At 72.0% G+C, this 19,456-nt stretch carries 17 protein-coding genes; 6 read left to right on the top strand and 11 right to left on the bottom strand.

Annotation, left to right across the window (positions count from 1 at the left end):
- The first annotated feature begins 165 nt into the window (after positions 1 to 165).
- The 3 genes from yczR to I2501_RS03565 all read left to right on the top strand — a co-directional run bounded on the left by yczR (position 166) and on the right by I2501_RS03565 (position 4,103).
- Positions 166 to 1,689: a MocR-like transcription factor YczR gene (gene yczR, locus I2501_RS03575; protein ID WP_196192271.1), complete on the top strand. Its 1,524-nt coding sequence runs from the start codon at positions 166 to 168 to the stop codon at positions 1,687 to 1,689.
- Positions 1,690 to 1,810: 121 nt separating this feature from the next.
- Positions 1,811 to 3,088 (top strand): aminotransferase class V-fold PLP-dependent enzyme, encoded by a 1,278-nt coding sequence (locus I2501_RS03570; protein WP_236045753.1) that lies wholly within the window; start codon positions 1,811 to 1,813, stop codon positions 3,086 to 3,088.
- Positions 3,089 to 3,470: 382 nt separating this feature from the next.
- Positions 3,471 to 4,103: a nitroreductase family protein gene (locus tag I2501_RS03565; protein WP_196192270.1), complete on the top strand. Its 633-nt coding sequence runs from the start codon at positions 3,471 to 3,473 to the stop codon at positions 4,101 to 4,103.
- A gap of 12 nt (positions 4,104 to 4,115) precedes the next feature.
- Here I2501_RS03565 and I2501_RS03560 read toward each other — a convergent pair whose 3' ends face one another.
- Positions 4,116 to 5,009, bottom strand: a complete 894-nt coding sequence (locus I2501_RS03560; protein ID WP_196192269.1) for a LysR family transcriptional regulator — start codon at positions 5,007 to 5,009, stop codon at positions 4,116 to 4,118.
- A gap of 104 nt (positions 5,010 to 5,113) precedes the next feature.
- On the opposite strand from I2501_RS03560, the gene I2501_RS03555 reads away from it, so the two are divergent.
- Entirely contained in the window at positions 5,114 to 6,202 is a 1,089-nt protein-coding gene (locus I2501_RS03555) for an alcohol dehydrogenase catalytic domain-containing protein (RefSeq protein ID WP_196192268.1), read from the top strand.
- A gap of 42 nt (positions 6,203 to 6,244) precedes the next feature.
- On the opposite strand, the gene I2501_RS03550 is transcribed toward I2501_RS03555, so the two are convergent.
- Entirely contained in the window at positions 6,245 to 7,582 is a 1,338-nt protein-coding gene (locus I2501_RS03550) for an aminotransferase-like domain-containing protein (protein ID WP_196192267.1), read from the bottom strand.
- 88 nt (positions 7,583 to 7,670) lie between these two features.
- Between I2501_RS03550 and I2501_RS03545 the strand changes: the two genes are divergently transcribed.
- Entirely contained in the window at positions 7,671 to 8,294 is a 624-nt protein-coding gene (locus I2501_RS03545) for a DJ-1/PfpI family protein (protein WP_196192266.1), read from the top strand.
- On the opposite strand, the gene I2501_RS03540 is transcribed toward I2501_RS03545, so the two are convergent.
- The 7 genes from I2501_RS03540 to I2501_RS03510 all read right to left on the bottom strand — a co-directional run bounded on the left by I2501_RS03540 (position 8,261) and on the right by I2501_RS03510 (position 16,970).
- The gene (locus I2501_RS03540) at positions 8,261 to 9,691 is read right to left on the bottom strand and encodes an MFS transporter (protein WP_196192265.1); all 1,431 of its coding nucleotides are present in this window, start codon (positions 9,689 to 9,691) and stop codon (positions 8,261 to 8,263) included. The genes I2501_RS03545 and I2501_RS03540 overlap by 34 nt on opposite strands.
- A complete protein-coding gene (locus I2501_RS03535) occupies positions 9,688 to 11,079 on the bottom strand; it encodes an amidohydrolase (protein WP_196192264.1) in 1,392 nt (463 codons plus the stop codon). The genes I2501_RS03540 and I2501_RS03535 overlap by 4 nt, the downstream gene beginning before the upstream one ends.
- Positions 11,080 to 11,200: 121 nt before the next feature.
- Positions 11,201 to 12,160, bottom strand: a complete 960-nt coding sequence (locus I2501_RS03530; RefSeq protein ID WP_196192263.1) for a DMT family transporter — start codon at positions 12,158 to 12,160, stop codon at positions 11,201 to 11,203.
- 249 nt (positions 12,161 to 12,409) lie between these two features.
- Positions 12,410 to 13,924, bottom strand: coding sequence for an FAD-dependent oxidoreductase (locus I2501_RS03525; protein WP_328806180.1), 1,515 nt, complete (start codon positions 13,922 to 13,924; stop codon positions 12,410 to 12,412).
- Positions 13,925 to 14,415: 491 nt separating this feature from the next.
- Positions 14,416 to 15,090, bottom strand: a complete 675-nt coding sequence (locus tag I2501_RS03520; RefSeq protein WP_196192261.1) for a formylglycine-generating enzyme family protein — start codon at positions 15,088 to 15,090, stop codon at positions 14,416 to 14,418.
- Positions 15,091 to 15,224: 134 nt separating this feature from the next.
- The gene (locus tag I2501_RS03515; RefSeq protein WP_196192260.1) at positions 15,225 to 16,091 is read right to left on the bottom strand and encodes an oxidoreductase; all 867 of its coding nucleotides are present in this window, start codon (positions 16,089 to 16,091) and stop codon (positions 15,225 to 15,227) included.
- 99 nt (positions 16,092 to 16,190) lie between these two features.
- Positions 16,191 to 16,970: an MBL fold metallo-hydrolase gene (locus I2501_RS03510; RefSeq protein ID WP_196192259.1), complete on the bottom strand. Its 780-nt coding sequence runs from the start codon at positions 16,968 to 16,970 to the stop codon at positions 16,191 to 16,193.
- 72 nt (positions 16,971 to 17,042) lie between these two features.
- On the opposite strand from I2501_RS03510, the gene I2501_RS03505 reads away from it, so the two are divergent.
- Positions 17,043 to 17,675, top strand: coding sequence for a TetR/AcrR family transcriptional regulator (locus tag I2501_RS03505; protein ID WP_196192258.1), 633 nt, complete (start codon positions 17,043 to 17,045; stop codon positions 17,673 to 17,675).
- A gap of 161 nt (positions 17,676 to 17,836) precedes the next feature.
- Here I2501_RS03505 and I2501_RS03500 read toward each other — a convergent pair whose 3' ends face one another.
- Both I2501_RS03500 and I2501_RS03495 read right to left on the bottom strand, forming a co-directional pair.
- Positions 17,837 to 18,469, bottom strand: a complete 633-nt coding sequence (locus I2501_RS03500; protein WP_236045752.1) for a maleylpyruvate isomerase N-terminal domain-containing protein — start codon at positions 18,467 to 18,469, stop codon at positions 17,837 to 17,839.
- 86 nt (positions 18,470 to 18,555) lie between these two features.
- The gene (locus tag I2501_RS03495; RefSeq protein ID WP_196192256.1) at positions 18,556 to 19,455 is read right to left on the bottom strand and encodes a polysaccharide deacetylase family protein; all 900 of its coding nucleotides are present in this window, start codon (positions 19,453 to 19,455) and stop codon (positions 18,556 to 18,558) included.
- Position 19,456 lies beyond the last annotated feature (1 nt).

Genomic DNA, 19,456 nt, shown 5'->3' with positions numbered 1-19,456 from the left:
CGTTGCCCGTGTTGTCCTGCCGCTGCTGCTGGTCGTGCCTCTTCCTGCCGGGTTGCGGTATCCGGCCTGGCGACTGCTGCCAACTTCCCGGCCAAACAATCGGCTTGGCCTCAATTCTGGTGGTAGCTTGGGCCGCGTTTCCAGGGCCAATACGGGAGGAGTGGCATGACTGGTGACGGAGAAGGGCGGTCCGCGGGCCGCACGATCGCGGCCCGGCAGTTGGTCGCGCTGCTGCCGGACCTGTCCGAGACCCGCCCGGCCTACCGGCACCTGGCCCAGGCGGTACGGGCGCTGGTCCTGGACGGGCGGATCGCGCTGCACGTCAAGCTGCCCGCGGAGCGTGAACTGGCCTCCGCCCTGGGCGTCAGCCGGGTGACCGTGACGTCCGCCTACGACCTGCTGCGCGAGCACGGCTTCGCGACCAGCAGGCGCGGCTCGGGCACCTGGACGGCCCTGCCGGACGGCCGCCCGCCGCAGGGCGTCAGCCGCCTGGTCGGCGCGGGTGCGGAGACCATCGACCTGGTCACGGCCGCCCCCGGCATGGACCACGCGCTGCTCTCCGCCGCGCTGCGCGCGAGCGAACCGGAGCTGGCGCGGCACGCCCACAGCTCCGGCTACCTCCCCTTCGGCCTGCCGGAACTGCGTTCCGCCATCGCCGACCGGTACGCCCGCCGCGGCCTGCCGACCCGGCCGGAGCAGATCCTGGTCACCTCCGGCGCCCAGCAGTCACTCGTGCTGACCCTGGCGCTGCTGTGCGCGCCGGGGAACCGGGTCCTGCTGGAGAACCCGTCCTACCCCAACGCCGTGGACGCGGTCCGCCAGGCGCGGCTGCGCACGGCGGCGGTGCCGGTCACCGAGCGGGGCTGGGACGGCGATCTGCTGCACGCCACGCTGCGCCACGCGGCGCCGCGGCTGGCCTACCTGATCCCCGACTTCCACAACCCCACCGGCGTGCTGATGCCGCAGGAGCAGCGCGACCGGCTGCTGCGGGCCGCGCGCCTGTCGGGGACGTGGCTGGTCATCGACGAGACCCTCACCGAGGTCGCCCTCGACGTGCCGGTCCCGGCCCCGCTGGCCGCGCACGCGAACCCGGGCGAGGCCGACCACGTCATCACGATCGGCTCGATGAGCAAGAGCCACTGGGGCGGCCTGCGGATCGGCTGGGTGAGGGCGACGCCCCGGCTGGTCACCGAACTCGCCGCGCTGCGCGTCACCGCCGACATGTCCGGCTCCGTGCTGAACCAGCTCATCGCCCACGCCCTGCTCGAAGACGCCACCGGAGGCGGCTCCAGCACCGCGCCTGCCGGAGCTGCGGCGGGCACGGTGGCGGACGCGCCGCTGGCGGCACGCATCGACCGCGTACGCGTGCAGCGCGCAGCCCTGACCTCCGCGCTCGCGCAGCACATCCCCCAGTGGACCACCCAGGTCCCGCCCGGCGGGCTGTCCCTGTGGGTCGACCTGGGCGCCCCGATCGCCACGGCACTCAGCACCCGCGCCCTGGACCACGGCGTCCGGATCGAGAGCGGAACCCGGTTCGGCGCCGACCCCGGCATGTTCGAACACCGGCTCCGCATCCCCTACACGCTGCCGCCCGCCGCCCTCGACGAAGCGGTGCGCCGACTGGCCACCGCACTCGACAGCGGCCTGCCGCTGACCCGCTCCACCGACACCCCCCACTGGGTCGCCTGACCCTCCGACAACAACAACCAACCCGGGCCGGACCGACAGCCCTGAAGGCCGGACGTGCCCGGCGGGCCGATGAACAGGCCCGGGCGCGGGCAGACGACGTGAAAGAGCCAGAGAGGACGACATGATGGGCACGACACCGAGCGGTGGCTTCGACCCCGAGACGGTGAAGAAGGACTTCCCGCTGCTGCAGCGTCGGACACGCGATGACCAGCCGCTGGTCTACCTGGACTCCGCCGCCACCGCGCAGAAGCCCCTTCAGGTCCTGGACGCCGAACGCGACTTCTACCTCACCCGCAACGGCGCGGCCCACCGCGGCGCCCACCAGCTGGCCGAGGCCGCCACCGAGACGTACGAGTCGGCCCGCGAGACGGTGGCGGGCTTCATCGGCGGCGCGCCCGACGAGCTGGTGTTCACCAAGAACGCCACCGAAGCGGTCAACCTCGTCGCCTACGCGATGGGCAACACCGCGTACGCGGGCAGCGAGAGCGCCCACCTGCGGCTCGCGCCCGGGGACGAGATCCTGGTCACCGAGATGGAGCACCACGCCAACCTGGTGCCCTGGCAGCAGCTCTCCCAGCGCACCGGCGCGACCCTGCGCTGGATCCCGCTCACCGCCGACGGACGCCTGGACGACACGGCCGTCGACCGGCTGCTGAACAAGCGGACCCGGCTGGTCGCCCTGACGCACCAGTCCAACGTGCTGGGCACGGTCAACCCGGTCGCCTCCATCGCGGCCCGCGCCCATGCCGTCGGTGCGCTCGTCCTGGTCGACGCCGCCCAGTCGGTGGCGCACCAGCGGGTCGACGTCACCGCCCTGGGCGCGGACTTCCTGGTCTTCTCCGCCCACAAGATGCTCGGCCCGCTCGGCATCGGCGCACTGTGGGGCAGGCGCGAACTCCTGGACGCGATGCCGCCGTTCCTCACCGGCGGCTCGATGATCGAGCACGTCACCATGGAGCGGACCACGTTCCTGCCCCCGCCCCAGCGGTTCGAGCCCGGAGTCCCGCCCGCGCCCCAGGCCGCCGGCTTCGCCGCCGCCGTCCACTACCTGCGGGCCCTCGGCATGGACGCCGTGCAAGCGCACGAGGAACACCTCACCCGCACCGCGCTGGACCAGCTCGCGCAGATCCCCGAAGTCACCGTGATCGGCCCCACCACGACCGAGGACCGCGGCGCGACCGTGTCCTTCACCCTCGACGGGGTCCACCCGCACGACGTCGGCGACGTCCTGGACGACCTCGGCATCGCCGTGCGCACCGGACACCACTGCGCCCGCCCCATCTGCGACCGCTACAACATCCCGGCCACCACCCGCGCGAGCTTCTACCTCTACAACACCGAGGACGACATCACCGCACTGAGCGACGGAATCCGCGCCGCGCTCCACCGCTACGCCTGAGCCAGGCCCACCCCAGCCCGCTTCCGGCCCGGAAGCGGGCATGTCCCAAACCGGGCATGCCCGAGGGGGTCCGGAACCGGGCATGCCCTGAACCGGGCCCTCCTCATCCGGCCTCCCCTCCCCGGACCGGGCCCTCTGAGTCGTACGGGCCTCTTACGGGCATGCCTGAACCGGGCATGCCCGTAAGAAGACAGCCGATCACCTGGCCCCGCCACACCACCTCGACCGAGCATGGAAACACACCGCGCAACCCACCAGCCCGGCCACTCACAGCAGAAAGACCACCTGCCGCGAGAAACCAGGCCAAAGCACCACGGCTGCGGGCCGCGCGCTGGGGCTGCGGGCTGCGCACGCCACAGGACCGGACGACGAGGCGGAGGACATGGACCTGACCCACGCGGTACTGACCCGGCGCAGCGCGATACGCCTTTCCGCCCCAGCCCCCAGCGACACGGAACTCGAAGAACTCCTGCAGGCCGCGATGACCGCACCCGACCACGGCCGCCTCTCCCCCTGGCGACTCGTCACCATCCGCGGCGACGCCCGCAATCAGCTCGGCGAGGCCATGGCCGACGCCGCAGGCGACGACGCCACCCGTGAGCGCACCGCCGCCAAGGCGCTGCGCGCACCCCTGCTGGTCGCCGTCGTGTTCTGCCCCCGCGACCACCCCAAAGTCCCGCGCTGGGAACAACTGGCCGCCACCGCCTGCGCGATGCAGACCTTGCTGCTCCTCCTCCACGACAGCGGCTGGGGCGCGATCTGGCGCACCGGCACCCTCATCGACACCCCCCAGGTGCGCGAACTCCACGGCATCAGCGACAGCGAGCAACTACTCGGCTGGCTCTACGTCGGCACCACACAGACACCACGCACTCCCGCCCCACGCCCACCCCAGAACCCCGCCGAGAAGATCACCCAACTCCCGACTCCCGATGCCGTGCCCGTTCCGGTGTCCGCGCTGGCGCGGTCCTGGACGACCATCAGCAGCCTCCCCCTGGTCGTCGAACAGTCATAACCCGCACGCCTATCAGGCGGTCGAGGTGATCGCTCGGGTGACGGCCGTGATCGCGGGGGTGGGGCGGCCCGGGAGGCGGGCCACGAGGACTCGGCGGGTCTCGGGAGGGGCGCCTTCGACGTGGAGCAGGCTCACGCCGGGCGGCAGTACCGGGGAGAGCCGGGCGGGCACCGTGGTCACCCCGAAGCCGCCCGCGACCAGTTGGAGCTTGGTCAGCCAGTCGCGCGCGCGGTGGACGATGTGGGGCCGTCCGGGCAGGCCTGGCCAGACGCCGAGCAGGGGCTCGGAGTGCGACGCCGGGGTGGCGATCCACGCGGCGCCGACCAGTTCGTCGACGTGCACGGTGGTGCGGTCGGCGAACTGTCCGGTCGAGGACGCCGCCACGACCAGCTCGGTGTCCACGACGGTCTCGACGTGCAGGCGCGGCGACTCGCCGTCCAAGGGCCGGTGGGGCGGGCGGGACGTCAGCACGGCGAGGTCGATGGACCCGGCGCGCAGGGCCCGGATCAGGCTGGGGGTGGTGCCCTCGGTCGTGGTGACGTCGATGTGCGGGTCGGTTGCCGCCAGGCGGGCGAGCGTCGGCGGCAGGAGCGCCGCGCCCGCGCTCAGGAACAGGCCGAGCCGCACCAGTTCGGTCTGTGGCGCGGTGCCGGTGAGGTCGCGCTCCGCCTCGGTCAGGCAGTCCAGGATCGTGCGGGCGTGGCGCAGCAGGGTCAGGCCCGCGGGGGTGAGCCGCACTCCGTCGGGGCGTCGTTCGAACAGCGCTGTGCCTGCGCTTCGTTCGAGGGAGGCGGCCTGGCGCGAGACCGCCGACTGCGTGTAGCCGAGCCGGGCGGCGGCCGCGGTGAAGCTGCCGGACTCGGCGATCTGCCGCAGGACCCGCAGGCCCGTGCTGGAGATGTCCATGCGACATACGCATACCACAGATGCCGGATCGTCGCTTCCCGCATGCCCTCAGGACTCCTAGTGTCGATCACAACGAGACACGGTCGAACACGGAGGTCCATGACGTGCGAGCAGCAGTTCTGACGCGGTTCGGCGCCCCGCTGACGGTGCGGGAGGTGCCCGATCCCGAGGCCGGCGGCGGCGAGGTGGTGGTCGAGGTGCTCGCCACCTCTGTGGCCCCGTACGCGGCCGAGGTCTTCAGCGGCGAGCGGAACTATCCCCTGGTCCCGCCCGTCGTGCCCGGGATCGGCGGTGTGGGACGGGTCGTCCACGTGGGTCCGGACGCCACCCGGCTGCGCCCGGGCGACCTGGTGTGGTGCGACTGCACGGTGCGTTCGCGGGACGACGCGCTCACGCCCGACATCACGCTGCAGGGCTGGAGCTCGCGCGGCGAGGGCGGCGCGCGGCTCGCCCGGCACTGGCACGACGGGTCGTTCGCCGAGCTCATGCGGGTCCCGACGGAGAACGTGTTCCCGCTGCCTGCGGCGGCGGGCGACGACCCGGCTCGCTGGGCGGCGCTCGGTGTGCACGTCATCCCCTACGGCGGGCTGATGGCGGGCAACCTCGCGGCCGGTGAGACGCTGCTGGTCAGCGGGGCCAGCGGCAACCTCGGCAGCAGTGCAGTCGCGGTCGCGCTGGCCATGGGCGCGGGGCGTGTGGTCGCCCCGGGCCGCAACCGGGCCGCGCTCGACCTCCTCGCCGACCGGTTCGGTCCGCGGGTGCGCCCGGTTCCGCTCACCGGCGACAAGGCCGCCGACCGCGCGGCGATGTCCGCGGCGGCCGACGGCCCGATCGACATGGTGATCGACCTGCTCCCGCCGAGCGCACCCAGCTCGGTTGCCCGCACGGCGGCCATGACCGTGCGCGAGTACGGCCGGGTCGTCCTCATGGGCGGCGTCGGGATGCTCGGCGGCGACGACCTCGCGCTCCCGTACCCGTGGCTCATGCGCAACTCGATCACTGTGCGCGGCCAGTGGATGTACCCGCGGACGGCGAACGTCGGCATCATCCGCCTCCTCGCCTCGGGCGCCCTGGACCTCGCCCCCGAACGGGTCCGGTCGTTCGGCCTCGACGCCGTCAACGAGGCCGTCACGTACGCCGCGTCACACGGCGGCCCGTTCGACCGCACCGCCCTCACCCCGCAGGCGCGCTGACACACCCGACCGTTCTCCGCCCCGCCGGGCCACGGCGGGAGTTCAGGTGGAGGCGTCCTCGACGACGACCTGTCGCACCGTACGCAGCGTCGACCGGAGAGTGTCCAAATCGGTCGAGCCCAGAGCGAGGCGGAGTGCCTGCGGTGTGTGCGTCGCGGTACTGAACGGCTCCGCCGTGCTGACCGAGATGTTCCGGCGCGCAAGCGTGGCGGTCAGGCGGTCGGCGCGTGCGTCGTCGGGGAGCGGTAGCCAAGTGAAGTAGGACGAGGGGTGGTTGACGAGGGGCAGGCCTGCCAGCTCTTGCCCGGCGACGGCCTGACGGGCCTTTGCGTCGTCTCGTTTGCGCGCTTCCAGCTGGTCCACCGTGCCGTCGTCGAGCAGGCGGCAGGCGATCGCGGTGGTCAGGGCGGGGGTGTTCCAGGTGGTCGCCCGGATCGCGCGTTCGAGCGAGGGCACCGTCGACGGCGGGGCGACGACGAAGCCGACCCGCAGGCCGGTGGCGACGCTCTTGGACAGTCCCGAGACGTAGACGGTGATGTCCGGCGCGGTCGCGGCCAGGGGCGGTGGAGGGTCCTCGACCAGGTAGGCGTAGGAGGCGTCTTCGATGACGAGCGGACCGTGCCGCCGAGCGATCTCGATCAGGCGGACGCGGTCGGCTGCGGACATGACCCAGCCCAGCGGGTTGTGCAGGGTGGGCATGGTGTAGATCGCGCGCACCGGGCGGGTCGCGCACAGTCTCTCCAGGGCGTCGAGGTCCGGCCCGTCGGCGGTGACGGGGACGGGCGCAAGGTCGAGGTGGAAGGCGTGCGCGAGGACCTTGAAGCCCGGGTAGGTGAGTGCGTCGACCGCGACGACGTCGCCGGGCCGCAGCCGGGCCATGACGGTGACGGCCAGGCCCTGCTGCGCGCCGTTGACGATGAGAACCCGATCCGGGTGTGCGGTGATTCCGCGACGCTGGAGGTGGCGTGCGATGGAGGCCCGGTCCTGGGGACGCCCTCGGTGGGGTTGGTAGCGCAGCAGCGAGTCGAGATCGCCGGAGGTGGCCACCTCCCGCAGGGCCTGCCGCAGAAGATCGGCCTGGCCGGGCAGCGACGGGTAGTTGAAGTTCAGGTCGACCGCGTCCGTGGCGACGGCCTGCTGGTCGATGCCGTGGCCGGCCGGGACCGCGATGTCGCGCACGAAGGTGCCGCGTCCCTGTTCCCGGCTCACCAAGCCCATCGCCTCCAGCTCGGCGTACACCCGGGTCGCGGTCACCACGGCGATGCCCTCGCGGGCGGCGAGCGCCCGGTGGGTCGGCAGCCGCGCACCCGGGGTCAGGCGCCCGGCCCGGATGTCGGCTGCGAGCGCGTCCACCAGCGTCTTGTATCGCGGGGCCGCCATGCACCGGATTGTATCCATGACAATTCTTTGACTGTCCTGCTCACGGGTTCCTACCGTCTCTACTCACGGACCCGGAAGGACAGCCACGATGCACATCGCGATCCTCACCTTCGAGGGCTACAACGAGCTCGACTCCCTGATCGCGCTCGGCGTGCTCAACCGCGTCAGGACCGACAACTGGCGCGTCACCATCGCCACCCCGAGCCCCAAGGTCACCTCGATGAACGGGGTGGTCATCGAGCAGATGTCCACTCTTGAGGAGGCGTGCGCCGCGGACGCCGTCATCATCGGCAGCGGCATCGCCACCCGCGAGGTCGTCGAGGACCCGGCGATCATGAACGTCCTGCGCGGCCTCGACCCCTCACGCCAACTCACAGCGGCCCAGTGCTCCGGCGCGCTCGTGCTGGCCAAGCTCGGCCTGCTCGACGACATGCCCGCGTGCACCGACCTGACCACCAGGCCATGGGTCCTCGCCGCAGGCGTCGACGTCCTCAACCAGCCGTTCTTCGCCAAGGACACCATCGCCACCGCCGGCGGCTGCCTGGCCTCGCACTACCTCGCGGCCTGGATCATCGCCCGCCTCCAGGGCCACGAAGCCGCCGAGGGCGCGCTGCACTACGTCGCCCCGGTCGGTGAGAAGGAGGAGTACATCGAGCGCGCCTGGCGCAACATCACCCCCTACCTGCCCGCCCCCGCGCCGGCGCTCACCTGACGGTCCCCGTCCTGGTCCCCGCGCTCCCGGCCGTCCGGGTTCCCGCTGTCAGGACCCCGCAGACGCACCGCGCAGACCACGGCTGGCACCAGCGCCAGCGCGGGAGCCACGGACACCCCGCATACGATCGCGGCCAGCGCCGCACCAGGCTGGACGACGCTTCGCCCCGCCGCAGACGCGACGAAGCCGGTCAGAGCCAGCAGCACCGAGAACACGGCCGGGCCCACCGCCGTACCGGCCGCCTCGACCGCGGACCACGCGCCGGCCGTCCCACCACCCGTGCCCATGCCCGTGCCCCGGTCGTGGCCCGGCCGTTTCGGGTCGCCCGCGGCGATGAGGTCGCCGAGCAGGGACACCCCGAGCGTCTGCATCCCGGCGTAGCCCACCCCGCACACCGCCACGCACCCGTAGACCACCGCACGCGGAACCACCGACGCCGCACCCAACGCCAGCGCACCCGCCCCGAACAGACACACCGCCACCGCCAGGCCCCCCGCAGCACCACCCCTTCGGCAGGCCGCGTGCCAGACGGGCGCTGCGGCCAGCAGCGGCACGACCAGGCAGCACATCAGCACCGAGGTCGCCGCCGCGTCATGCAGCCCGTACGTGGCGAAGTACTGCGCGCCGGCCAGCATCATCGCCGTCGCCACACTCTGCCCCGCCTGCACTCCCAACAGCCGCCGCAACCGCACCGACCCGCGTACCAGCGCGACCTGCTGACGCCACGTCACAGGCCCGCCCGCGTCAACAGCGGTGTCGGCGGGAGCGGCAGGCGCATCGGCGGGGACGCTGAACGCCGCGGTGAGCGCCGCGCCCAGCACCAGAACCCCGAACACCACGCCCGCGACCGCGTACCCGGCGCGCTGACCCGTACCGTGGCGGGCGATCCGCGGCGCCAGCGCGCCGCATGCCAGCACCGCGAGGCCGTACACCGCCGTTCGCCAGGCCGCGAACCGTACCCGCTGCACCGAACCCGTCGTCACCTGCGCCAACGCCGCCGTGTAGGGCACCTGGAAACACGAGTACGCGCCCACGCACACCACAAAGAAGAGCGCGGTCCAGACCGCGGACAGCGGCCCGCGCGGTGTCGGCGCCGCGAACAGCAAGGCGAAGCCGGCCGACAGCCCCACGCCCGCGCAGGCCATCCACACCCGCCGCCCACGCGCACGTCGGCCGGGGCGGGCACGGGCCGTCGCGTCCACGCGCCGACCCACCCAGGCATGAAGGAACACCTCCCCCAGCTTCGGCACCGCGACGACCGCGCCGGCCACCGCCGCCGGAACCGCGAGAGTGTCGGTCAGGTAGTAGAGCAGCAGCAGCCCCGGCACCGTCCCGAACGTCCCGGTCACCCAGGCACCCGCCGCATACCGCAGGCCGCCCTGCGGGGTGCGCGTCACCGGGACGCGGCCACGCCGACCCAGCCATCCGAGGCCGCGACCGCGTCGGTGTCGCTGTCGGGGGCTGACGGATCGTCACCCTGTGCCAACCAAGCCAGTGCCGCCGCAGTCAGCGCCCGTACCCCGGTCGACAGCGTCGGCTCGACCACCGGCGCGAACGCGGGCGAGTGGTTCTGCGGAACGTCCTCGGCCAACCGACCGGCCAGCAACGCGGTCTCGAACTCCTTCGCGTCGCTCCCGCCGAAGAACCAGTACACCGACGGCACCCCCGCCGCAGCGCCCAGCACCCCGAAGTCCTCGCTGGCCGTATTGGGGCCCAACTGCACCACCTGGCCCGCGCCGAACTCGCCACGGTGCGCCTCAGCCACACGCTCCGTCGCCGCGAGATCGTTGACCGTCGCCGGAAGCCGGTACCGCGAGGTGATGTCCGGCTCCCGCTCGGCTCCTGCTGCCAGCGCCTCCGCCCGCGCCATCCTGCCGATCGCGGCCATCACCCGCTCCCGGACGTTCTCGTCGAACGTCCGGATGCTGAGCGCGAGTTCGGCCTCGTCCGGGATGATTCCGGCCGCTGTCCCCGCCCGGATCGACCCCACCGTGACGACCGCCTGCTCCTGCGCCGCCACCACCCGCGAGACGACCGTCTGCAACCGCGTCACCAGGTGCGCCGCCATGACCACCGGATCCACCGCCGACTCCGGCTTGGAACCGTGCCCGCCACGCCCGAACAACCGCACCACGACACTGTCCGCGGCTCCCATCGCGACGCCCGGAACCGTCGCGAGCATCCCCGCCGGCCCCGGACCCACATGCTGTCCTAGCACCACGTCCGGCCTCGGGAACCGCTCGAACAGACCGTCGTCCACCATCGCGCTCGCGCCCAACCCGCTCTCCTCCGCAGGCTGGAACACCGCCACCACCGTCCCGGCCCACCGCTCCCGAGACCCGGCGAGTTCCTGGCACGCCCCCAGCAGACATGCCACGTGCATGTCATGCCCGCACGCGTGCATCACCGGCACCCGGCTGCCGTCCTCACCCACCCCGGTCGCCGTCGAGGCGTACGACAGACCGGTCGCCTCCCGCACCGGCAGCCCGTCCATGTCCGCACGCAGCAACACCACCGGCCCCGCACCGTTGCGCAGCACCCCGACCACTCCGGTCCGCCCGACGCCGCCGGTCACCTCCCACCCATGACCGGCCAGCCACTCGACCACCACTCCGGCGGTCCGCTCCTCCTGGAACGCCAACTCCGGATGCGCGTGCAGGTCCTCGTACACCTCCCGCAGGCCCGGCGCCACGCCATCCGACGCAGCGTCAGGCGCGGGGCCGGCCGGTACGGGATTGGGGACGGAGTCGGAAACGGCGTCGGGGCCACTCGGCTTCGGGTGCATGATGCCTCCTGCTCGAACGCGGTCAGGGCCCGAACGGGCCCACGGAGAGAGTTCAAGGCCGAACGGCCCCAGGCCGATACGGCCGGGGCCACTCAACCCGCGAACAGATCACAACCTCACGTCAAGAGTGCTCGGCGACCAGGGGCTTGTCCGCGGCCGGCTCCGGCGCCTTCGCGGGAGCGGAGGACGACAGGCGCGCCCACTGCGCCATACCCACGCAGACCAGCACCAGGACCGCCGCGACCAGCGTCCACATGTCGATCGACTCGTGCAGCAGCCATGCCGCCCAACCCACCGTCAGCAGCGGCTGGAGCAGCTGGAGCTGACTGCCGCGCGTCACGCCCACCCGAGCCAGTCCCGGGTACCACGCGCAGAATCCCAGGAACATCGAGAACACCGACACGTAACCGAACCCGGCGAGCGACTGCGCACCGAGGTTGTGCGGCGGTGAGACCACCAGCGAGACCACCGTGATCGGCAGCGTCAACGGCAGCGAGAGGACCAGGCCCCAGGAGATCACCTGCCAGCCCGGCATCGACTTCGACAGCCCGCCGCCCTCCGCGTAGCCCAGGCCACCGGTCACCAGCGACCCGACCAGCAGCAGATCAGCCAGGCTGAACGCGCCCAGGCCGTTGCGGAGCGTGTAGGCGACGATCACCGCCGCGCCCGCAGCCGACGCCCACCAGAACAGGGCGCTGGGACGCTCGTTGCCCCGCAGCCGGCCCCACGTCGCCGTCGCCAGCGGCAGCAGTCCCGTCACCACCGCCGCGTGCGCGGAGGTGACGTGCTCCAGCGCCAGCGCGGTGAAGATCGGGTACCCGGCCACCACGCCGACACCCACGATCAGCAGCGAACCAACCTGCTCCCGCGTGGGCCGCGCCGCCTTCCGCACCCACAGCCACACACCCGCCAACAACGCCGCGACGACGGCCCGCCCGATACCGATCGTCCACGCGTTGAACGACACCATCGCCTTCTGCGTCGCGGGAAACGTCAACGAGAAAGCCAGGACGCCCAGCGCGGCCAGGACCAGCCCGGTGGCATGACGACGCGAATCACCACCCGAAACAGGCGTGCTCATCACATATCCCTTCTGTGCCGGCACACAACGCGTCAGGAAGACACGGCGGCCTCCCTGCGGACGCTAACCGGGCCGCCTGGCCACTAACCAGGGCCAATCACGGAGTAGTGGCCTGCGAACCAGACCACGGCCACCGAGCCACCACGACCAGGCCGCAGCCCGGACGCAGCCATGCTGCCGCGTGGTCACCTGGTCGCCTGGTCACGGCGCCGCCTGGTTACGTGTCACCCGGTTACGCGGTTCGCCTGGTCACGCTGGTGCGGTCACCGGCTGTCCCGCCGTCAGGAGGGCTTGGACCTTGCTCCGGCAGATGCCACACCCCGTCGTCGCCCGGGTCCGGCGGGCGATCGCCGCGACGGTGTCGGCGCCCGCGTCCCGCGCGTCCAGGATCCGACCGCAGGAGACGTCGTTGCAGTAACAGACCACAACCCCCCGATCCAGCCCCGCCACAGCCGTCGGGGCGGACGGCGCGTCAACCGGCGCGGCACGGTCCGCGCCGGACGCCGCCTCGGCCGGGCGCAGCAACAGTGCGGCCTGCTCCCGCGTCACGGGAGACCTCGACGAGTAGTGCTCCAGGACCGCGAGCGCGTCCGACGGCTCCCCGCCCAGCACCGTCGCACCCGCGATCCGGCCCTCACGCAGCACGATCCGCCGGTACAACCCCCGCTCCCGGTCCGCAAACGTGACCACCCCCGGACCGTCCGGCGCATTCGAAGCGCCCATCACCGTCAACTCGACCCCCTCGGCCTTCAACCGCGTCGGTGCCGACACCCGCGCCCCCGATGCCCGGCCACCCCGGTCGCGGTCCGCACTGTCGCCCAGTGGCCCGGTCTCCGCGTCGTCGGGGGCGGGGCCGGCGATGGCGTCCGCCGCGATCCTCGCGTGCTCCCATGCCTCGGCGACCAGTCCCGTCACCACGCCGTCCGTCTGCGCGCAGTCCCCGATCGCGTACACCCGTGGATCCGCCGTGACCATCCCCTCGCCCACCAGCACGCCCACGTCCACCGGCAGACCCGCCGCACGGGCCAAGCCCGTCTCCGGCCGGGTCCCGCACGCCACCACCAGCAGGTCGCACTCCACCCGCCGCCCATCGGCCAACTCCACGCCCGACACGCCGTCCCCGGCCGCGTCCGCGTCCGCTGTGGCGGCCACCACCTGGCAGTCCAATTCGACCGACACCCCCAACCCGGCCAACTGGTCCACCAGCACTGCCGAGGCCCCTGCGTCCAGCTGACGGTTCATCACCACGCCCGCGCCGTGCAGCACGCGCACCCCAAGGCCCCGCGCCACCAGCGCCCGCGCGACCTCCAAGCCGAGCAGCCCCCCACCCACCACAACGGCGCGCGCACCGGGCCTGGCCAACTCCACGATCCGCCGACAGTCCGCCAGACTCTGCAGCACCGCCACATTCCGCCTCAGCGCACCACCCGCACCGCGCAGCCCCGCAATCCCCGGCACCTGCGCCGCAGCACCCGTGGCCAACACCAACACGTCATAGCCGTGCACGCCGCCACGACTGTCGACCACCACGCGCCGAGTCCGATCCACCCCCACCGCGGCCGTCCCCGACCACACCCGGGCCTGCTCGGGCACCTCCCCCACAAGCTCCAGGTCCGGCTCCCCCACCGAACCTGCCAACAGATCCGTCAACAGCGTCCGGTTGTAGGCCACGCCTGGCTCCGCACCCAACACCGTCACCCGCGCACCTGGCTCGCGCCGCAGCAACTCCCCCGCCACCCGCACGCCGGCCATCCCATTCCCCACCACCACAAAACGCCTCACCACACCCACCCCTCCCACCACCAGGCCCACAACACCGCCAAACCCCACACCCGCCCATCATCAACCGGACCCCCACCCCCAACCGGGCCCCACACAAACCCGGAACAGGCCACGCCCGGAAGCGGCAACCACCCACTCAGAACAGGCCGCAGAGCCCGAAGCACCGTCACCAGCAGCAAACGCCGCGCCCGTGCCCCCTCGTACGCTCCGGCCTCTCGTGGTTCCGGCGTGATCCGCCGGACTCCGCAGAGTGATCGGGTGGACGTGTCCGGGGTGCTTTGGTTGGAAGAACTGCTGACTGACGTCGGCACACCGACCATCGTCGAGATCAAGCAGGCTTGGAGCGACCGACCTGAGTGCGGCACGACCATGAAGCGCTTCGATCTACCGCACGGTCGCGGAGCCTCAGGTGACCGGACTGCAGCCTGTCGGTTCGGCGGACGTCGCGCCCGAGGGCGGGAGCGAACCGGTCCTCACACGAGCGAACGCGCGACGCGGAATCCCACGTCGTCGACCTGGAAGGTCGGGTGGCTGCGGCGCCGCGCGGAGGCCCGGCAGCTCCAGTGCTCGTCGAACCAACCGCCGCCACGGAGCACCCGGTAGTCGCCGTACACGTCGGCGTCGTAGACGTCCCAGCACCAGTCCCATACGTTGCCGAGCATGTCGTAGAACCCCCACGCGTTTGGGCGCCTGCCGCCCACCTCGTGGATGCGCTCGCACGAGTTCCCGCGGTACCAGGCGATCTCGTCGAGGTCCCCGTAACGCGGTCCTTCCGTACCGGCACGGCAGGCGTACTCCCACTCGGCTTCAGTCGGCAGCCGGTACCCGTCCGCTGACCCGTCCCACTCGACGCCTTCCCCGCCGTCGTCACGGAAGCGGTACGCGGGCGTGAATCCGTCGCGTAGAGACAGTGCGTTGCAGAACCGCGCCGCGTCCCACCACGAGACGCACTCGACGGGCAACACGTCCCCGCGAGCGGTACTCGGCCGCTCGCCGGTGACCTGTGCGTACAACGCCTGAGTGACCGGGACCGCCGCAAGCTGGTAGGGAGCAAGCTCGACCGACCAACTGCGCTGCGTCCGCCGGTCCGACAGCGTCACCCGCCCCGCCGGGATCGCGATCATCTCGTTGCCCGTAACGTCGTCCATGATCACGAGATCCTAGCCAGAGCCGCCCTGCGAAACGGCATGGCCGAACTGGATCGCCCCACACCCCGCCACGGCGCCCCCCCGGAAAGCCGTTCGCAACGACCGCCCCTGACGGTCAGTCACGGATCTGCGCTCTACCCGCTGATGGAGTCGAGTCGGGCGACTGCGTCGGCAGGCAGCACCAGGTCGGCGGCGCCGACATTCTCGCGCAGGTGGGCCGGGGAGGACGTGCCGGGGATGAGAACGGTCGTGGCAGAACGCTGGAGCAGCCAGGCGAGGGCGACCTGCTGCGGGGAGGCGTCGAGTCGGGTGGCGATGTCGGTGAGGGCGCGGGATTGGAGCGGGTTGTAGCCGCCGAGGGGGAAGAACGGCGCGTAGGCGATGTTCTCGGCCGCGCAGCGGTCCACGAGTGCGTCGTCGTTGCGGTTGGCGAGGTTGTAGAGGTTCTGGACGGTGACGACGGGCGCGATGGCCTGGGCCTCGGTCAGCTGGGCGTCTGTGGTGCCGCTGAGTCCGAGATGGCGGATGAGGCCCTGTCGGCGCAGGTCGGCCAGGGTGCCGAACTGTTCGGCGATGGAGTCCTCGGAGGTTCCGTCGAAGGAGGGGATGCGCAGGTTGACGACGTCCAGAGCGTCGAGGCCGAGGTGTCGGAGGTTGTCGTGGACCTGGGCGGTGAGTTCTTCGGGTGACTGCGCGGGGATCCAGGCGCCGTTGTCGTCGCGTCGGGCGCCGACCTTGGTGACGATGCGGAGGTCGGCAGGGTAGGGGTGCAGGGCTTCCTTGATGAGCTCGTTGACGACGAAGGGGCCGTAGTAGTCGCTGGTGTCGATGTGGGTGACGCCCAGGTCGACGGCCTCGCGCAGTACGGCCAGGGCCTGGGCGCGATCCTTGGGCGGCCCGAAGACCCCGGGGCCGGCCAGTTGCATGGCGCCGTAGCCCATCCGGGACAGGACGAGGTCGTCCGCGAGGGTCAGGGTTCCGCCGGGAGTGGTGGTAGCCATGTCGTGCCTTTCGTCGTCGTCCGGGTGTCGTCGTCGCCGGGCCACTGCCGGGCGGCCCGGTGCCAGGTGCCAGTCACGCAGGTGTCAGTCGGGCGGGTGTCAGTGTCGTCCCGCGTTGCGGGCCTGGGCGGCGGCCTCCTGCGGTCCGTCGGCGAAGGCGGGGCCGTGGCCGGGCAGGAGTAGCGCCGGCGGCAACTCGGCCAGCCGGTCGAGGGAGGCGAGCGCCGCAGCGCTGTCGTGGGTGAAGCCGCGGGAGACCAGGGACGGGCCGGTGCGCCCGATCATGTCCTCGCGGGTGACCAGGGCGTCACCGGTGAACAGCACGCCGAGTGCCGGGAAGTGGTAGGCGACGCTGCCCTTGGTGTGTCCGGGCTGGGCGACGGGCTGCGGGCGTCCGGGGACCTCGTCGAGCGGCTGGTCGCTGCGGAACGAGTACGCGCCGTGCACCGGTTTGCCGGTGAAGCCGCCCATCCGGGCCATGTGCAGCGGGCCGCTGATCGCCGCGGGGCGGCGCAGCAGGTAGGGCAGCAGGGAGCGTTCCGGTTTGGCGTGGCGCATGGAGCTGCGGGGCCCGTCGGTGAGGATCGCCGCGTCGGCCTCATGGATCCAGATGTCCGCGCCGGCCTGCTGGACGGGCACGACCAGCCCGGTGTGGTCGAGGTGGCCGTGGGTGAGCAGCACGGCCCGGATGTCTCGCAGCGACCTGCCGGAGCTGGCCAGGTGGTCCCGCAGTTGCCCGAGGTGGGCCGGGAGTCCGGCGTCGACCAGGACCAGGCCGTCCGGGTGGTCGACCAGGTAGAAGTTGACCATCCCGTCGCCCAGGCGTTCGACGGACGGGGCGACCCGCTGGACTCGATCGGACTGCGTGCGACGGGACATGATCTCCTCACTGCTGCGCGCGTCACTATTTGACTACAGTCAACTGTATCTAATCTCTGAGGACCATGCTCCATGCCGACGACACCGGGCCGCAAGCCCTACGACTCCACCCGGCGCACCGCCGCCGCGCGCCGGACCCGCACGGCGGTGGTGCGCGCGTTCGGCGAGCTACTCGTCGCCGACGGCTTCAAGGCCGCCACCATCCGGGCGGTCGCCGAGCGGGCCGGGGTGTCGGCCGAGACCGTCTACAAGACCTTCGGCGGCAAGCAGGGACTGATCAAGGCGCTGTGGGACATCACCCTGGCGGGCGACGACGAGCCGGTGGCCATGCTCGACCGCGAGCAGGCACGCGCGGTGCTCGCCGCCGACGAGCCCGCAACGAAGCTGTGGCTGTTCGCTGGGAACGTCCGGGCCATCCACGAGCGGGTGACCCCGCTGGCCACCCTGCTGGCCCAGGCCGGCCCCGAGGGAGCCGCCGTACTGGCGACCGGCGAGCAGGAACGGCGTGTCTCGGTCCGCGTCCTGGTCGACCACCTCGCCGACCTCGGCGCGCTGCGGCCCGATGTGGACGCGGCCCATGGCGCGGACGCCTGCTGGGCTCTCACCACGACAGCGGTGTTCGCCAAGCTCACCACGGAGGCCGACTGGGACGGCGCCGCCTACCAGCGATGGCTGGCCGACATGCTCTCCGCCACGTTGCTGTGAGCCGGCCAGCCCGAGCGGGCCAGCCGGCCCGCCGGGGGTGCAACGTTCCCAACGGGGCGTCACGACCTGGGCGCTGGAGCCGATCGCTCACAGCCTGGACCAGCGAGCGCCGCACAGGCAGCGGTCGGCCGCCCAACGCCGCTCGCGGGAAGGAAACCCGCCTAGAAGGCGGCGATCGTGTCCGGCGCGCGTTCCGCCCGGGTCAGCGCCCGCAGCACGGGAACGGCGCCGTGCCTCCTGGCCGCCAGCGTGGCCAGGAGGGCGACGACCGCGTCGGTCGCCGCGGCGGGCAACTCGGGCGTCGGCATGCCCACACTGACCGCCAGGTCGTCCAGGTGCACGACGAGTTCCATCATCCGGTTGGTCAGCAGGTCGTCCAGCCGCAGAGACGGCGGGCCCCACGGGAACTGCACCACACGGTCCGGCCGCTGGCGCGGCAGGTCCCGGCGCAGCCGGTCGAGCACCTCGGCGGTCCTGGCCGCCAGCGCGTGCGGGCCGACCTCGGCGTACTGCTCGCCGCTGCCTCGGATCCCGCGGTGGACCTCGCTGTCCTGCTCGGCGTCGATCCATCTGGCCTGAAGGAAGTAGTCCAGCAGCGCCACCGGCTCGGTGGCCGGCTCCGGGCCGTCGAGCGCCTTCGCCACCACGCTGACCTGCCCGGCCAGATGGCCCGCGAGCCCGCTGACGGCGTAGCCCGCCAACGCGCTGGGCTCGTCCCACGCATCGGCCACGGACCGGTGCCCCAACAGCGACACCGCCGCTTCGGCGACGGCGAGGTAACTCTCGCTGATCATATGCATGTTGTATCACGCACTCGCCGACGACGGACCCGCTCTCCGGCCGGCCCGGTATCACCCTCGCCTTGGCCGGGCGACGAGGTTCATCGGGGGCTGAGGACCCGCGTCCAGGCTCGCTGGATCTGCTTGTAGTCGACCACCACGATTCCCTCCCGACGCAATGCCTCCTGTGCCTGAGGCGATGTCAGGAACTCGTAGTCAGTACGGCGCACACGCCAACCATCGTCGACCGCCCGGGAGTTCGGGTCGCCCAGGCCGGGATGGACGGCCCACTCGCTCAGCCCACTCGGCAGGTCGCGCAGCAACTGAACATATCGGGCCGCCTTCTCCTCGATGTCGAGCGAGAAGCTGTCCAGGAAGTCGTTGTCGACGACCACCAGCCCCCGCTGTCGCGCGGTGTGTCGCCCGGGATCCAGCCAGACCCGCACCGCGAGACCGTACTCAGCGGCCAGCTCCAACGTCAGCTCGAAGATGCCCCCACGTCCCCCGTCAGCCAGACAGTGGAAGTCCAGGTGAGTCGGAGCAAGCCCCGCGTCAGCGACGGCGTCGATCTGCGCGCGGAACTCCAACTCCACCTCGTCGAGACGGGCCTGACCGAACAGAGCGGCACGCCCAGCCTGCGTCGGCGCGAACAAGCTCCCCTGACGATCCAACAGCGATGGCACCTTCTCCGCACCGGCCAGCGGGCCCCACCGCAAGCGCGGCATCTCACACACCATCGTCAGATGGATCCCGAACCCGATCTCCGGCCGTCGACGCAACCGCCGCATAGCGTCCACCGCCCCGGGACACGGGACCATCAAGCTGCACGAACTCGCAATCCCCTCCTCGATCGACTCGACCACCGCAGCGTTGATCCCCGGATACATCCCGAAGTCATCACAGTTGACGATCAACAGCCGGGCATCCGGCGAATAGCCGAGCGCCTCACACGACAGCGCCGGCGGCTGCGGGAGCCCGGAAGGCAGTACGACTTCGTCCATA

Origin of the sequence: Streptacidiphilus fuscans, from assembly GCF_015690355.1 — a bacterium.
Classification (GTDB): Bacteria; Actinomycetota; Actinomycetes; order Streptomycetales; family Streptomycetaceae; genus Streptacidiphilus; species Streptacidiphilus fuscans.
The sequence above is the reverse complement of the archived record's forward strand: the minus strand, read 5'-3'. Positions and strand labels throughout refer to the sequence as shown.

What these genes read in the sequence shown, in the direction of transcription:
- I2501_RS03530 (WP_196192263.1), bottom strand. Translation starts at nt 12,160, where the DNA reads ATGAGCACGCCTGTTTCGGGTGGTGATTCGCGTCGTCATGCCACCGGG.
- I2501_RS03505 (WP_196192258.1), top strand. Translation starts at nt 17,043, where the DNA reads ATGCCGACGACACCGGGCCGCAAGCCCTACGACTCCACCCGGCGCACC.
- I2501_RS03560 (WP_196192269.1), bottom strand. Translation starts at nt 5,009, where the DNA reads ATGGACATCTCCAGCACGGGCCTGCGGGTCCTGCGGCAGATCGCCGAG.
- I2501_RS03565 (WP_196192270.1), top strand. Translation starts at nt 3,471, where the DNA reads ATGGACCTGACCCACGCGGTACTGACCCGGCGCAGCGCGATACGCCTT.
- I2501_RS03545 (WP_196192266.1), top strand. Translation starts at nt 7,671, where the DNA reads ATGCACATCGCGATCCTCACCTTCGAGGGCTACAACGAGCTCGACTCC.
- I2501_RS03550 (WP_196192267.1), bottom strand. Translation starts at nt 7,582, where the DNA reads ATGGCGGCCCCGCGATACAAGACGCTGGTGGACGCGCTCGCAGCCGAC.
- yczR (WP_196192271.1), top strand. Translation starts at nt 166, where the DNA reads ATGACTGGTGACGGAGAAGGGCGGTCCGCGGGCCGCACGATCGCGGCC.
- I2501_RS03495 (WP_196192256.1), bottom strand. Translation starts at nt 19,455, where the DNA reads ATGGACGAAGTCGTACTGCCTTCCGGGCTCCCGCAGCCGCCGGCGCTG.
- I2501_RS03520 (WP_196192261.1), bottom strand. Translation starts at nt 15,090, where the DNA reads ATGGACGACGTTACGGGCAACGAGATGATCGCGATCCCGGCGGGGCGG.
- I2501_RS03515 (WP_196192260.1), bottom strand. Translation starts at nt 16,091, where the DNA reads ATGGCTACCACCACTCCCGGCGGAACCCTGACCCTCGCGGACGACCTC.
- I2501_RS03570 (WP_236045753.1), top strand. Translation starts at nt 1,811, where the DNA reads ATGATGGGCACGACACCGAGCGGTGGCTTCGACCCCGAGACGGTGAAG.
- I2501_RS03535 (WP_196192264.1), bottom strand. Translation starts at nt 11,079, where the DNA reads ATGCACCCGAAGCCGAGTGGCCCCGACGCCGTTTCCGACTCCGTCCCC.
- I2501_RS03510 (WP_196192259.1), bottom strand. Translation starts at nt 16,970, where the DNA reads ATGTCCCGTCGCACGCAGTCCGATCGAGTCCAGCGGGTCGCCCCGTCC.
- I2501_RS03500 (WP_236045752.1), bottom strand. Translation starts at nt 18,469, where the DNA reads ATGATCAGCGAGAGTTACCTCGCCGTCGCCGAAGCGGCGGTGTCGCTG.